The 14,339-nt window shown below is 70.0% G+C and carries 9 protein-coding genes and 5 pseudogenes; 3 read left to right on the top strand and 11 right to left on the bottom strand.

Translation table 11 applies throughout. From position 1 onward, the window contains the following. Positions 1–137: 137 nt before the first annotated feature. Positions 138–1,628 carry an amino acid permease gene (locus tag PGN25_21625; protein ID MEH3120114.1) on the bottom strand — a complete coding sequence of 497 codons (1,491 nt, stop codon included), beginning with the start codon at positions 1,626–1,628 and terminating at the stop codon, positions 138–140. Positions 1,629–1,815: 187 nt separating this feature from the next. Beyond that, positions 1,816–2,376, bottom strand: a complete 561-nt coding sequence (locus PGN25_21630) for a thiaminase II (GenBank protein ID MEH3120115.1) — start codon at positions 2,374–2,376, stop codon at positions 1,816–1,818. Between the two features lie 28 nt (positions 2,377–2,404). On the opposite strand from PGN25_21630, the gene PGN25_21635 reads away from it, so the two are divergent. Continuing rightward, the gene (locus PGN25_21635) at positions 2,405–3,397 is read left to right on the top strand and encodes an IS481 family transposase (GenBank protein MEH3120116.1); all 993 of its coding nucleotides are present in this window, start codon (positions 2,405–2,407) and stop codon (positions 3,395–3,397) included. Here PGN25_21635 and PGN25_21640 read toward each other — a convergent pair. The 3 genes and pseudogenes from PGN25_21640 to PGN25_21650 all read right to left on the bottom strand — a co-directional run bounded on the left by PGN25_21640 (position 3,391) and on the right by PGN25_21650 (position 5,802). After that, positions 3,391–3,555: pseudogene (locus PGN25_21640) on the bottom strand (thiaminase II). The gene PGN25_21635 and the pseudogene PGN25_21640 sit on opposite strands and share 7 nt — an antisense overlap. Before the next feature lie 29 nt (positions 3,556–3,584). Next, a complete protein-coding gene (locus PGN25_21645) occupies positions 3,585–4,274 on the bottom strand; it encodes a response regulator transcription factor (protein MEH3120117.1) in 690 nt (229 codons plus the stop codon). A gap of 10 nt (positions 4,275–4,284) precedes the next feature. Next, positions 4,285–5,802, bottom strand: a complete 1,518-nt coding sequence (locus PGN25_21650; GenBank protein ID MEH3120118.1) for a histidine kinase — start codon at positions 5,800–5,802, stop codon at positions 4,285–4,287. Positions 5,803–6,236: 434 nt separating this feature from the next. Here PGN25_21650 and PGN25_21655 point away from each other — a divergent pair, with 434 nt between their 5' ends. Then, positions 6,237–7,091 carry a hypothetical protein gene (locus PGN25_21655; GenBank protein ID MEH3120119.1) on the top strand — a complete coding sequence of 285 codons (855 nt, stop codon included), beginning with the start codon at positions 6,237–6,239 and terminating at the stop codon, positions 7,089–7,091. 261 nt (positions 7,092–7,352) lie between these two features. Here the strand turns inward: PGN25_21655 and PGN25_21660 are convergent, their stop codons facing one another. From PGN25_21660 to PGN25_21680, 5 genes and pseudogenes are all read right to left on the bottom strand, one after another. Beyond that, the gene (locus PGN25_21660) at positions 7,353–9,059 is read right to left on the bottom strand and encodes a DEAD/DEAH box helicase (protein MEH3120120.1); all 1,707 of its coding nucleotides are present in this window, start codon (positions 9,057–9,059) and stop codon (positions 7,353–7,355) included. Positions 9,060–9,560: 501 nt separating this feature from the next. After that, positions 9,561–10,172, bottom strand: coding sequence for a hypothetical protein (locus tag PGN25_21665; protein MEH3120121.1), 612 nt, complete (start codon positions 10,170–10,172; stop codon positions 9,561–9,563). A gap of 667 nt (positions 10,173–10,839) precedes the next feature. Further along, positions 10,840–10,998, bottom strand: a pseudogene (locus tag PGN25_21670) (3-hydroxyacyl-CoA dehydrogenase). Positions 10,999–11,072: 74 nt separating this feature from the next. Beyond that, positions 11,073–11,279, bottom strand: a pseudogene (locus tag PGN25_21675) (acetyl-CoA C-acetyltransferase). 74 nt (positions 11,280–11,353) lie between these two features. Next, a pseudogene (locus tag PGN25_21680) lies at positions 11,354–12,205 on the bottom strand (AMP-binding protein). A gap of 52 nt (positions 12,206–12,257) precedes the next feature. Between PGN25_21680 and PGN25_21685 the strand changes: the two are divergent. Next, a pseudogene (locus tag PGN25_21685) lies at positions 12,258–13,244 on the top strand (IS481 family transposase). Here PGN25_21685 and PGN25_21690 read toward each other — a convergent pair. Continuing rightward, positions 13,207–13,992 (bottom strand): AMP-binding protein, encoded by a 786-nt coding sequence (locus tag PGN25_21690; protein MEH3120122.1) that lies wholly within the window; start codon positions 13,990–13,992, stop codon positions 13,207–13,209. The pseudogene PGN25_21685 and the gene PGN25_21690 overlap by 38 nt on opposite strands. Positions 13,993–14,339: the final 347 nt, after the last annotated feature.

A 14,339-nucleotide genomic window follows, 5' to 3' on the forward strand; every position in this document is an offset into this window, starting at 1 on the left:
CAGCCGCCTTTCGGGACGATGCTCCGGAACAAGCTCCGCCCGGCGCGGGCCGGACGGGATCTTCCGTCACGCCGATGTCCGGCCATCGCCGCCATGCGCGGTCGATCGTCCCCGCTCGGCGGGGACCGGCCTCGAACTCACAACGCCGTCGTCGCGCCCGCACCCTCCTCGCGGCCGATGCGGCTGTGCTTGCGGCTCCAGGCGAAGTAGATCACGAGGCCGATCGCCAGCCAGATGACGAGCCGCAGCCAGGTCTCGCCGTCGAGCGAGAGCATCATCGCGAGGCAGAACAGCGCGCCGAGGATCGGCACGAACGGCACCAGCGGCGTGCGGTAGGCCCGCGGCGCGTCGGGCTGGGTCCGGCGCAGGATGACCACGCCGGCGCAGACGAGGATGAAGGCGAGCAGGGTGCCGATGCTGGTCATGTGGCCGAGCTGGGAGATCGGCAGGAAGCCGCCCAGCGCGCTCGTGAACACCATGAAGAACAGGTTCGAGCGGTAGGGCGTCTTCCAGGTCGGGTGGATCGCCGAGAAGAAGGCCGGCAGCAGCCGGTCCTGCGACATCGAGTAGAACACCCGGCTCTGGCCGAGCAGGAGCACGAGGATCACGGTCGAGAAGCCGCAGATCACGCCGAAGGTGACGAGGCCCTTGAGCCACGGATACGGCGTCGCCGCGATGGCGGTGTTCACCGGGGCGGCGTCGCCGCGCATGGCTTCGTAGTGGACGAGGCCGGTCAGCACGCCGGCGAAGGCGATGTAGAGCGCGGTGCAGATCGCCAGCGAGCCGAGGATGCCGATCATCATGTTGCGCTGGGGGTTCTTGGCCTCCTGCGCCGCGGTCGAGACCGCGTCGAAGCCGACATAGGCGAAGAACACCACGCCGGCCGCACGCATCACGCCGCTCCAGCCGTACTCGCCGAAGGTGCCGGTGTTGGCCGGCAGGAAGGGGGTGTAGTTCTGCGCCTTGACGTAGAACAGGCCGACGCCGATCACCGTGAACACCACGGCGAGCTTGATCATCACCACGACGCCGTTGACCCGGGCCGATTCCCGGATGCCGATGATGAGCAGCGTCGAGGCCGCGACCACGATCAGGATCGCCGGCAGGTTGACGAGGCCGTGCGCCACCGTGCCGTCGGCGAGCTGATAGGTCTCGAAGGGCGAGTGCACGAGGGAGCCCGGCAGGTTGATGCCGAGCGAGTCGCGCAGGAAGCGGGTGACGTAGCGCGACCAGCTCACCGAGACGGTGGCCGCGCCGACCGCGTATTCGAGCACGAGATCCCAGCCGATGATCCAGGCGACGAACTCGCCCATCGTGGCGTAGGTGTAGGTGTAGGCCGAGCCCGCCACCGGGATCATGCCGGCGAGCTCGCTGTAGCACATGCCGGCGAGCGCGCAGCCGATCGCCGCGATGGCGAAGGAGAGCGTCACCGCCGGGCCGGCATGCTCGGCCGCGGCGATGCCGGTGAGCGAGAACAGGCCGGCGCCGATCACCGCGCCGATGCCGAGCCCGACCAGGCTCCAGGGGCCGAGATGGCGCTCCAGTTTGTTCTCGCCGGCCTCCGCGTCGGCATTGAGCCGTTCCAGCGTCTTGATCCGGAAAAGGTCACTCGCCAAACCCGACGCCATGTCCGCTCACCCTCATGCCAGCCTCGGCCCTCTCCGCGAGGTGCCCGAGCCGTTTCTCCGATCGATCGCAGAACCATCGCGCACGCGACGGCCCGTCGCAACATCGCCCTGCAAGGAAACGGCCAAGTTGCAACGCGCGTGAACGCCGCGCGATCAGATCGGCCAAGTCAGATCCCGATAGGCCAAGTCAGATCCCGATAGGCCAAGTCAGATCCCGATAGGCCCCATCCCAGAACCCGTATTCGAGGCGGGTGGCGTGGGCGTAGGCCGCGTGCATGCGGGCGCGCAAGGGAGGCGAAGCCTCCGCGGCCGCCTCGTCGGCCGCCGCGATCATCGCGGCCACCGCCGCGCCGAACGCCTCGCCGGCATAGGTGTCGATCCAGGCGCGGTAGGGATTGTCGGGCCGCGCGCGGGAGAAGATGTCGCGGCCGACCTCGGCGTAGATCCAGAAGCAGGGCAGGAGCGCGCCGAGCACGGTTTCGTAGGGCTCGGCGTAGGCCGACGCCATCAGCCACGCGACGTAGTGGTCGCAGGCCGGAGACAAGGGCGTGGCCGCGAACGTCTCCGCATCGATGCCGTAGGCTTGAAAAAAGCCGCCGTGCAGCGCCCGCTCGACCACGATCGCGGTCTCGGCGCCGCGGGCGAACTGCACGATCCGGTCGGGACGGGGCGCCTTGGCGGCGGCGAGGGCCAGGGCCCGGCCGAAGCCGATGAGGTAGTTGTTTGATCCCAGGGTTTGATGGTGCACTCTTCACGTTGGAGTGGAGGGACGCGCTATGGGCCAAGTTCTTCACGGCAGCGCCACCACGACGGAGGCAGTCCGTCGAGCGATCCAGCATAGTCAAGCGAGCCTGAGGGCGCTCTCGAAGCGCTACGGGATCAACCGGAAGACGGTCGCCAAGTGGCGGCAGCGGACCTCGGTCGCCGATCAGCGCACGGGTCCGAAGGATCCCCGCTCGACGGTGCTGTCACAGGAGGACGAGGCGGTCGTCGTCGCCTTTCGCCGCCATACGCTCCTGCCGTTGGACGACTGCCTCTACGCGCTCCAGGCGACGATCCCGCACCTGACCCGTTCGTCGCTGCATCGGTGCCTGCAGCGCCACGGCATCAGCCGACTGCCGGAGGTCGACGGTGACAAGCCCAAGCGGTCACGCTTCAAGACCTGCCCGCTCGGCTATTTCCACATCGATCTGGCCGAGGTTCACACAGCCGAAGGGCGACTCTACCTGCTCGTCGCTATCGACCGCACGACCAAGTTCGCCTTCGTTGAGCTCCACGAGAAGGCCACGCGGCGGGTCGCAGGTGACTTCCTCCGCCATCTCATCGAGGCCGTGCCTTACAAGGTGCACACGGTGCTCACCGACAACGGCACCCACTTCACCACGCCCGGCAACGTCGCCTCGGCCGCTTCCGTCATCAAGGAGGCGATTGTAGCCGGCGAGACCTTCCGAGCCCACAGCTTCGAACTTGCCTGCGCCCGCAACGATATCGACCATCGGCTGACCAAACCGCGCCACCCCTGGACGAACGGTCAGGTCGAGCGGATGAACCGCACGATCAAGGACGCGACGGTCAAGCGCTACCATTACGACAGCCACGCGCAACTCCGTGCGCACTTGGCCGACTTTGTCAGCGCCTACAACTTCGCACGCCGTTTGAAGACCCTGCGCGGCCTCACGCCCTACGAAGCCATCTGCAAGGCATGGTCCGCTGAGCCCGGCCGCTTCAGGTCAAACCCGCTCCACCAAATGCCGGGACCAAACAGGTAGTGCGCATCCTGCACGATGTAGCGGCGGAAGCGCTCCGGGCTCAGCGAGCCCTCCGCCAGTTCCGCGTTGAAGGGCATGGTGCGGATGGTCTCGTAGGCCGCGCGGTTGCGGGCCCAGGCTTCTTGCGAGAAGGACGCGGCAGAGGTGATGTCGGCCAAGAACGGCGCTCCGTCGCTTCGAGAAAGGATCAGCCCTGCCGCTGCGCCTGGGTCACCGCCACGTGGATCAGTTCGGCCAGCGTGCGCACCCTGAGCTTCTGGCGCATCTGCGAGCAGGCGTTGGTGACGGTCTTGTAGCTGACCGAGAGGTCGGCGGCGATGGCGCCGTAGGACTTGCCCTGGGCGAGGCGGGCGAGGATCTGCTGCTCGCGCGGCGTCAACTGCGTCTCCGGGGTGCGGCGCGGGTCGGCGCGCAGCATGGCGACCTCGGTCGCGAGCCGCCGGTCGAGGAAGACGTCGCCGGCCCGCACCCGCTCGAAGGCCTGGAACAGCTCGCTCGAGGCGTGGTCCTTCAGCACGTAGCCGAGCGCGCCCGCCTCCAGCGCCCGCGAGACGATGACGGGATCGTTGTGCATCGAGAAGACGAGCACCCGGGTCTCGGGCGCGACGGCGCGCATGCGCCGGATCAGGGCGAGGCCGGCCAGCCCGCTGCCCTGGAAGGTCAGGTCGCAGATCACCACCGGCGGACGCAGACGGTGGAAGGCGCGGTAACCGGAGACGACGCCGGTCGCTTCCACCACGGTCTCGATCCCGGCATCCTCCAGCACGCGGCGGCAGCCCTGCAGGACGATGGGGTGGTCATCGACGACCAGGACGGGCGGGGGGGAGCCCTTGTGCGGGCCCGCCTTCGCCAGGGAGGTGCTGACCGGCGCGTTCATCGTCCACGCATCACTCGGGTTGCGGCGCGGCGGGCGAGGACGAAGCCTCGTCCCCGTCGCGCTCGGGATCGATCGGTAGGGTGATCCGGACAACCGTTCCGGAGGGGCCGTCGTCAAGGGCGGCCTGGCCGAGGGCGAACCGGCCGCCCAGGGCCTCGACCCGCTCGCGCATCCCCGACAGGCCGAGGCCGACGCGGTGGCCGGGGCCGACGCCGCGGCCGTCGTCCTCGACGCTCAGCCGCAGGCGCGTCGCGCCGGCCGCGTCGGTCTCCTCGGCGGCCCGGGCGCGGACGCGGCGGGCGCCGCCGTGGCGCACGGCGTTGGTCGAGCTCTCCTGGATGCAGCGGAACACGGTGAGGTCGACGATGTCGCCGTAGCCCCGGGCCAATCCCTCGAACACGCCCTCGAAGGCGGTGTCGGGATGGCGCCGCTGGAAGTCGCGCAGCAGCAGGTCGAGGCAGTCCGTCAGCGGCACCTCGCCGAGCCCGTGCGGGCGCAGGCGGTTGAGCAGGCCGCGGTTGAGGGTCTGGACCTGCCCGACGATGCTGCCGATGTCGCCGGCCCGCGCCGCCAGCCGGGTGCGGTCGATCTCGCCCGAGGCCGCCGCGAGCCGCGCCACCGAGGCCGCGTTCGCTTCCAGAGCGAACAGGCAGGGGCCGAACTCGTCGTGGAGTTCGAGGGCGATGCGGGCGCGCTCGTCGTCCTGGGCGGTCAGGAGCTGCCGGTTGAGCCGTCCGTTGGCCCCCCGCGCCTCGGCCAGGGCGCCGGCCACCCGGTTGAAGCGCTCGGCGATCACCGCCAGTTCGCGCGAGGCCGGCGGATCGAGATGGGCGGTGTCGTCGTGGCGCTCCAGCCGGGTCAGCCCGTCGGCGAGGCAGCCGAGCGGCCGCAGGATGCGGCCGAGAGCGAGATAGAGGGCGGCCAGCACCGCGAGGTTGAGAACGAGGCCGGCGAGCGCGAGCGAGCGGGCATAGCCCCAGACCTCCTCGATCTCGTCGCGCGGCTCCGTGGTGATCGCCGCGGTGCCGATCCGCTCGGCCTTCACGGCGATGGGCAGGTCGTGCCGGCGCGGCTCGGGCGCGATCAGCCGGACGAACCAGCGCGGCGCCATGCGCACCCGCCCCCGCTCGGACGGACCGAAGCCGACCCGCCGCCCTTCCGCGTCGAGGATGGTCACGCGCACGTGGCGCAGGGACTGGAAGCGCAGGTCGAGGGTGTGGAGCACGCTCTCGGGGCTGGGGCTGCGCAGGGAGCGGATGGTGTCGGCCACCAGCGGTTCGACGGTCGAGAGGCTTGCCGCCATCTCGACCTGCACGGCGCTGCGGGCGGTGAGCACGATCACGCCGCAGGAGGCGAGGACGGCGGCGATGTCGATGGCGAGCACCGCCAGGATCAGGCGCGTGCGCGTCGGCCAGCCGGCCCAGAACGGCACGGCCGCCTCCGGCCGCGCCGCGCGCGGCGCCGGATCGGAAACGGATCGCGCCATCGCGGAGGCGAGAGACGGCTGCGTCGCGGATGGAATCGGCACGGGCCCTCGCGATCGATCAGGCCACCGCCCGCCGATGGCGCCGCGGACCCCTCGGGCCCGGGACTATTCGGCAAGCCGACATCGGATAAAAGTCTCGGATTCCTGCTCTTTCGGCACGGGATGCACCGTGGCCGATCACCTGGCGAAAGTCCATGCCGACGCCGTGCCGCGAGGTCGCACGTCACACTGATGTTTTTCTTATGATCGGATGTCCACGCGCGCCGACCGGCCCGGCCCGACCGACACGCTCCGTTAAACCGCTTCCCCTAAAGATCCCGCACGGGAACCGACCGGGACGAGACTTGGCCGAGGCGCGCACGACGCGCCGGAGGCCGGCCGTTGCGCGTGTATCCACCAGATTCGCATGGACGGCGGGTGCTTGAATTCTTCTCAGGCACCGCCGGACATCTTGCCGCCGCATTGCCGAGGCCGTCTTGTCGCAGGGGAACAACGTGCAAGAGGCCGACCGCATGTCGGTGGCGATCCACCCGTCCGAGACCCGCCGGCCCGCTGGCCGGCCGACATTCCGTCCGCGGCTGAAGGCGATGGCGGTCCTCGCAGGCGGGGGCGTCACCCTGCTCGCCTTCACGCTCGGCGCCTTCTCGTTCTTCTCCGATCTCGCCGGTCCGCGGGCCAAGCCCGTGCGGATCGCGCCGGTCGCTTCGCAATGGCCGGACCTGAAGGACGGCGTTCCGGCACTGGCCGAAGCCCCCGCCGCATCGCCGCCAGTTTTGCGCCAAGCGAGCCGGCCCGCAGCCGAACCGGCCCCGGCCACCCCGGTCCGATCCATCCCCGTCGCGCCGGCTCAGGCGTCCGTTCCGGCTCCGACGCCCGCGCAAGCGGCTCTGCCGATCGAGCCCGCGCCCACGGTGCCGCCGGCGGCACGGACGGCGGCGTCCGTCGGCCCGGCCAGGGTCGCGATCCCGCTCCCCCCGAGCCGGACCGAGACGGTGAAGGCCAAGACGGTGAAGGCCAAGACGGAGCAGCCAGCCCGGTTCGTGTCGCTGCCCGCCCCGAAGGCCAGGGAAGCCGCCGGGACGGAGGCCAAGGCCGTCGCCTCCAAGCCTGACACGACCCAATCCGAAGCCGGGCACAGGCTCGCTCCGCCGGCGCGCAACCGGACCGCGGAGGCGCAGCCGGCGCAGACCGCCTCGGCTCAGGCCCCCGCCCCGCAGCCGGCCCAAGACGCCCCGGACGAGCCGGAACTGCTCGGCGTCAAGATCCCGGGTGGCCGTCAGATTCGCGAGGGCTGGGATTCCGCGGTCAACGGCCTGCTCGGCGGCCAATGACGCGCCGCGCGGCAGAGGCTTCCGCCGCCGTTCGTCATCGCGAGGCTTCAGCCGAAGCGATCCGGACCGCGACGCAGGCCGGATGAGGCGTTCGCGTCGTTCAGGCCCGCACGCCGACCCGGCTCGACCCCCGAAATCCCGCGCCTCGGGATCGACCCGCTCGCGCATCGTCCCGGAAACCGGCTCCAGGGCGATGCGCTCGACGCTTGTTCCTGCACCGTCTTTTCGAACAAACCGGAGGCCACCTTTCGGGACGAGGCTCTATCCGCCCCGCTGCGCCTTGCCCGCCTCGCGGCGATGGCGCTGGGCGCGGGGGCTCTTCGGGCCCTTGGCGGGTGCCGGCGCTTCGCCCTGCATCCGCTCGACGCGGACATCCGGCGGCCCGCGCCGGGCGAAGGCCGCGGCGAAGTCCTCCGCGGCGCTGCTGCGCACTTCGAAGGTGGTCTCCCGGTCGAAGATCCGGATCGCGCCGATATCGCCGCGGCCGATCTGCCCGCGGCGGGTCAGCATCGGCAAGAGGCGGCGCGGCTCGGCCCGGTCGTGCCGGCCGAGATTGAGCCGGAACCACGTCGCCGGCTCGTCCTCGCCGACCCGCGGCGCGCCGACCGGCACGCCGCCGCGGGTGTCCGGGCGCCGGCCCACCTCGTAGGCCGGGTCGGTCACCTCCTCGGGTACCGGGATGCGCGAGCGGTAGAGGCGGGCGAAGGCCGCGGCGAGGCGCTCCGGGGAGAAGCGTTCGAGCAGCGCCTCGGCCCAGTCGCGCTCCCACTCGCGCTCCTCCTCCGTCTCCGGCTCGGAGAGCAGCGGGTCGGACATCATCCGCTCGCGGTCGAGGGCGCGGATCTCGTCGGCGTTCGGCGGGCCGCTCCAGTCGGGGCTCACCTTGGCGATGGCGAACATCTGCTCGGCCCGCCGCCGCCGGGCGGCCGGGACCAGCACGACGCTCGTGCCTTTCCGCCCGGCGCGGCCGGTGCGGCCGGAGCGGTGCTGCATCACCTCGGCATCGTGCGGCAGGTCGGCGTGGATGACGAGGTCGAGGCCGGGCAGGTCGATGCCGCGGGCGGCGACGTCGGTGGCGACGCAGACCCGGGCGCGTCCGTCGCGCAGGGCCTGGAGCGCCGCGTTGCGCTCGCCCTGGCCGAGTTCGCCCGACAGGGCGACGGCGGAGAAGCCGCGCTCGGTCAGCGAGGCCTGGAGGTGGCGCACCCCGTCGCGGGTGTTGCAGAACACGATCGCCACCGGCGCATCGACGTAGCGCAGCACGTTGACCACGGCGTGCTCGATCTCGCGCGGCATCACCCGAACCGCGCGGTAGACGATGTCGGCATGGCCCCGCGTCTCGCCGGCGACCGCGAGGCGCAGGGCCTCGCGCTGGTAGCTCTCGGCCAGCGCGACGATCGCCTTCGGCAGGGTCGCCGAGAACAGCAGCGTGCGCCGGTCCTGCGGGGTCGCGGCGAGGATGAATTCGAGATCCTCGCGAAAGCCCATGTCGAGCATCTCGTCGGCCTCGTCGAGGATGACGGCGCGCAGGCCGTCGGTGACGAGCCGGCCGCGCTCGAGATGGTCGCGCAGGCGCCCCGGGGTGCCGACGACGATGTGGGTGCCGGCCTCCAGCGCCCGGGCCTCGCGGCGCGGGTCCATGCCGCCGACGCAAGCGGCGACGCGGGCCCCGGTCTGGGCGTAGAGCCAGGTCAGCTCCCGCTGCACCTGCAGCGCCAGTTCGCGGGTCGGGGCGATGACGAGGGCCAAAGGCGCGCCCGGCGGCGGCAGGGTCTCCTCGGTCCCGAGCAGGGTGCCGGCGATGGCGAGGCCGAAGGCGACGGTCTTGCCCGAGCCGGTCTGAGCCGAGACGAGCAGGTCGCGCCCGGGCGCGGCGTCGAGCACCGCCTGCTGGACGGGGGTCGGCTCGGCATAGCTGCGCTCGGCGAGCGCCCGTGCGAGGGGGGAGGGCAGGGACGGAAATGGCAAGGGAGGCGCGCCTCAAGGACCGGCGAATTCGGACCGGCGATCATCGGCCGGATCGGAATCGGACGCCGCTTCTAGCCCCAACCGGCCGCGCAGACCACTACCCGCATCGCGCAGGGGCGTTGCGCGGGGGCAGGGGGCCCGCCCCCGCGCAGCCTCGATCGTCGCTCCGCTGCCGGGCCCGCTCGACGCTCCGGCCGTCGCGCGAGGCCTCGACCGTCCACACGCCGTCATCGGCCTCGATGCTGCGCGACGTCGCCGTAGCCGGCCTCGGCGAGCTTGTGCGGCCCTCGATCGGCATCCCATCCTTGCAGGGCTGGTCCGCCTGGGCCGGCGCGGCGGCCGGACCGGCGCGCATCAGGGTCTTGACGGTCTTCGTCGAGCGGCGTCCGTTGCCGGTGAGTGTTCCCACCGCATGCCTCCGGGCCGCCTCGCCGAGCCGACGGGGCCGGCAGGAGAATGTCAGGCAGCCATCCCTCACCGGCCTGTCCTGGAAGAGCGCCCTCAGGACCGGACGGACGGCACGTCGTCCGCGTCGTAGAGGCCCCGGCGGAACAGCCAGGCATAGGATCTGCGCACGATGTCGAGGGACGAGGCGTCGTAATAGGCGGCGGCCGCCGCGCGCGACGTGGTGTTGATGCGCGGCAACGCCTCTCCGGCCCGCAGGGTGACGCCCTCCAGGGCCGCGGGCAGTCCGGCCTCCAGTTCCTCCGTCCTGACGATGGCGAGCTGCGGCAGGGCGAAGGTCTCCTCGATCCGGTGATAGCTCTCGGTGTTCCAGAGGTCGCAGGTCCCGTGCGTGTCCCAGAGCCACTGCAGGTATTCGCCGAAGGGCAACCGCGCCGCCTGGTGCACGGCCTCCAGCAGCACCGGACTGTTCAGATCGTCGGCAACCGACGCGTATTGCAGGTTCTGCCGGTAATGCTCGTAGACGGAGACCTCCCGGTCGAAGGGATTGCGCGTCATGACGAGCACGCGCTTGAACGCCGAAGGCGGCTGGGCCAGGGCGGCACAGGCGTATCCGAGGGAGACGGACAGGGAAGGGTGGTTGCTGTCCAGCTTGCGCACATCGGCGGTCTGGACCTCGGGCAGAACCGAATTCAGATACCTGAGCATCGAGGTTCCGGCCGTCTTCGGATTGTGAACGAAGAGCAATTCACGATTGAACAGTATCATCCGAGCGACCGAGACCCTTTTGTTCGCCGTCACGCCACACTCGGCCACGCGGTGCCGTCATGTCGAGCCTTGTGGCAGTGCTTTCTCGCGCGGCGGGAAGGCGTTTCACCGAAGACCGAGCGCCTTCTCTATCGCAAACACCTATACGGCACGTTGTGCCGGCGGCAATTCGATGTCCCGGCGACGGGTGCGGGCGATGCGCCGCGGACCGGCACTCGACACGCTCGATCCGCGACGTCGGCGAGCCGTGGACCCGCCGCGCGCCGGGGCGGCGGCTTTCTGCTTTCTACCGCGCGCGACGCCCTGAGAGCATCGTCCCGAAAGGTGGCCTCCGGCTTGTCTTGAGAGCCTGTTTGACCGGCCGCCGTGTCTTCGTCAGGCAACGGCAAGGCAAGGTCCTACTCCCATCTCGACCCTCATCCTGAGGTGCCGGAGCATCGCGGAGGCCTCGAAGGGGGCTCCAGGAATCGCGCGGGATCTGGAGCACCCTTCGAGGCCGCTCACGCGGCACCTCAGGATGAGGGGCGAGATGGGATCACCGCGAAAAGACGATGCAAGAACGAGTCCAGCGCATCGTCCTGGAGCCGATTTCCGGGACGATGCGCGAGCGGGCCTGCATGCGCAGGGCGCCATCGATGCGGATGGTCTCGCCGTTGAGCATCGGATTGCCCAGGATCGCCATGACAAGCCGGGCGTACGCGTCGGGACGTCCGAACCGGGAGGGGAAGGGCACGGCGGCGCCGAGGCGGCTCTGAACGTCCGGCGGGCAGACGCCCGCGCAGTTGACCAGGACGCGAGCGACCCCGTGCTTCTCCGCCATGGCGACGGGGCGCCCGCGGCCGTCACGGTGCCGTCCGGAGGGAACGCGGGCTTGAGCGTCGGGATCTTGTCGGGCCGTGCCTTGCGGTCCCTCGCACGTCCGCGCCGACCGACCGGGACGGTCTCGTCGGCGAAGGCGCCCGCCTGCGCGGCGCGCTTGGCGCGGGCCAGGGATTCGAGGGCGTATGCGTCCTGCGCGTCTCGGGTGGACCGGTCGTGCCCGAGCATGACGATCGGATCGACCTGCATCTCCCGTTCCCTTCGCGATACGCCGTCCCACCGGCCCGGCCATGGCGCGGGGTTCAGCTCTCGGTCGCGGCTTCGAGGGCCGCTTTGGCGACCTCCCGATTGCGCAGGACGAAGCGCTGCAGCTTGCCGCTCGGCGTCTTGGGCAGACGATCGGCGAACTCGATTTCGCGCGGGTAGGCGTGCGCGGAGAGACGCGTCTTCACGGAGTCCCGGATGGCCTCGGCCAGGGCGGCGTCGGCTTGGATACCGGCTTTCAGGACGACGAAGGCCTTGACGATCTCCGTTCGCTGCCGATCGGGCTTGCCGACGACGGCCGCTTCCGCGACGGCCGGATGCTCGATCAACGCACTCTCGACCTCGAACGGGCCGATCCGATAGCCCGACGACGTGATGACATCGTCCGAGCGGCCGACGAAGGAGATGCTGCCATCCCCGTTGCGTTCGACGGTGTCGCCGGTCAGGTAATAGTCTCCGACGAAAGCCGGTGTCGGACGCTGCCAGTAGCCCGTGAACCACATCAGCGGCGACCGCGCCCGGTCGAGGGCCAGAATGCCCGGCTCGCCGGGACCGAGTTCCGCGCAGACGGCATCGACCACCGCCACGCGGTGGCCGGGGATGGCATAACCCGCGGAGCCGTGCGTGACGGGATGGGCCAGCGCATGATGGTTGCACAGGACCATCCCGAGCTCCGTCTGGCCGTAATGATCGTGGATGGTCGTGTCCAGATGCTCCGCGAACCAGCGGATGATCTCGGGATTCAGCGGCTCGCCGGCGCTGCTGACGGCGCGCAGGCTTCCCTTGACGGCGACCGCAGCCTCGGGGCCGGCCGCGATCAGGTGGCGGAAAGCCGTGGGGGAGCCGGCCAGGTTCGTGATGCCGAGCCGCTCGATCGTTCGGTAGGTGTTTGATCCCAGGGTTTGATGGTGCACTCTTCACGTTGGAGTGGAGGGACGCGCTATGGGCCAAGTTCTTCACGGCAGCGCCACCACGACGGAGGCAGTCCGTCGAGCGATCCAGCATAGTCAAGCGAGCCTGAGGGCGCTCTCGAAGCGCTACGGGATCAACCGGAAGACGGTCGCCAAGTGGCGGCAGCGGACCTCGGTCGCCGATCAGCGCACGGGTCCGAAGGATCCCCGCTCGACGGTGCTGTCACAGGAGGACGAGGCGGTCGTCGTCGCCTTTCGCCGCCATACGCTCCTGCCGTTGGACGACTGCCTCTACGCGCTCCAGGCGACGATCCCGCACCTGACCCGTTCGTCGCTGCATCGGTGCCTGCAGCGCCACGGCATCAGCCGACTGCCGGAGGTCGACGGTGACAAGCCCAAGCGGTCACGCTTCAAGACCTGCCCGCTCGGCTATTTCCACATCGATCTGGCCGAGGTTCACACAGCCGAAGGGCGACTCTACCTGCTCGTCGCTATCGACCGCACGACCAAGTTCGCCTTCGTTGAGCTCCACGAGAAGGCCACGCGGCGGGTCGCAGGTGACTTCCTCCGCCATCTCATCGAGGCCGTGCCTTACAAGGTGCACACGGTGCTCACCGACAACGGCACCCACTTCACCACGCCCGGCAACGTCGCCTCGGCCGCTTCCGTCATCAAGGAGGCGATTGTAGCCGGCGAGACCTTCCGAGCCCACAGCTTCGAACTTGCCTGCGCCCGCAACGATATCGACCATCGGCTGACCAAACCGCGCCACCCCTGGACGAACGGTCAGGTCGAGCGGATGAACCGCACGATCAAGGACGCGACGGTCAAGCGCTACCATTACGACAGCCACGCGCAACTCCGTGCGCACTTGGCCGACTTTGTCAGCGCCTACAACTTCGCACGCCGTTTGAAGACCCTGCGCGGCCTCACGCCCTACGAAGCCATCTGCAAGGCATGGTCCGCTGAGCCCGGCCGCTTCAGGTCAAACCCGCTCCACCAAATGCCGGGACCAAACACGTCGCATGTCCCATGGCGAGGGGGCCGGTCACGGCGTAGTACAGGCCGTAGGCCCAACCCGGATCGGCGATGTTCCAGAACCGGTCGTCCGGACGGAGATCCACGGCGTCCCGCATGTAACCGACGAAGGCCACGATGGCCTTGATCGGGACGAGCAGCGGCTTGGCCGGCCCCGTCGTTCCCGACGTGAACATGATCAGGAACGGATCTTCCGCGTCACAGGGCACCGGTACGGCCCCGCCGGGCATGGCCTCCGACGCGGCCCAGAAGTCCAGATCCGTCCCGCCGCTCCCGGCACTCACGGTGACGATCGTGCACAGGTCCGCGACATCCGCGGCCTTGGCGCGGTTGGCGGCGTCCGTGACGAGGATGCGCGTCCCGGCATCCCTGACGCGCTGCCCGACGGCCTTCGGACCGAAGGCGGTGAACAGCGGCTGGTAGACGCAGCCCAGGCGCCATGTCGCCAGGATCGTGATCAGCAGTTCGGGTGTGCGGGGCAGCAGCCCGGCGATGCGGTCGCCCTTGCCGACGCCGCGCCGGGCGAACACTTCCGCAAGCTTGGCGGCTTGCACGACCAGTTCGGCGAAGGTGATGTCCCGGACGGTGCCGTCCGTCGTCCCGTAGCGGAGCGCGACGCGGCCCGGATCCCCGGCATGGCGGTCGCAGCAGGTATGACAGGCGTTGACCCGCCCCCTTCCTTCCGGAAAGAGGTGATCGAAGGCGTCTCGATAATCGAACTTCGACACGGCCTCCCGGTGGTCGGCAGGCTCCCGTCGCCGGATGGTCTGCTGCAATCGCGCTGCCGTTCATCTGTTCCGTCCCCTGCTTTATTCTTGTATTTGCAAGATTCTTGTATTTGCAAGCAGCCGACCTTCGCGATCCGGCCGGCATCGACCCTTCGGCAAGCGGCAGAACTTGTCTCAGAGCCTGTTTGACCGGCCGACGTGTCTTCGTCAGGCAACGGCAAGGCGAGAGGAAGATCCTGCTCCCATCCTGAACCCTCATCCTGAGGTGCCGGAGCGCAGCGGAGGCCTCGAAGGGGGCTCCAGGAACCGCGCGGGATCTGGAGCATCCTTCGAGGCCGCTCACGCGG

It is taken from the genome of Methylorubrum populi, assembly GCA_036946625.1.
GTDB classification, from domain to species: domain Bacteria; phylum Pseudomonadota; class Alphaproteobacteria; order Rhizobiales; family Beijerinckiaceae; genus Methylobacterium; species Methylobacterium populi_C.

Bases quoted from the DNA above. Each gene is read 5' to 3' on its own strand.
- PGN25_21665 (MEH3120121.1), bottom strand. From the start codon at position 10,172: ATGCTCAGGTATCTGAATTCGGTTCTGCCCGAGGTCCAGACCGCCGAT.
- PGN25_21635 (MEH3120116.1), top strand. From the start codon at position 2,405: ATGGGCCAAGTTCTTCACGGCAGCGCCACCACGACGGAGGCAGTCCGT.
- PGN25_21645 (MEH3120117.1), bottom strand. From the start codon at position 4,274: ATGAACGCGCCGGTCAGCACCTCCCTGGCGAAGGCGGGCCCGCACAAG.
- PGN25_21625 (MEH3120114.1), bottom strand. From the start codon at position 1,628: ATGGCGTCGGGTTTGGCGAGTGACCTTTTCCGGATCAAGACGCTGGAA.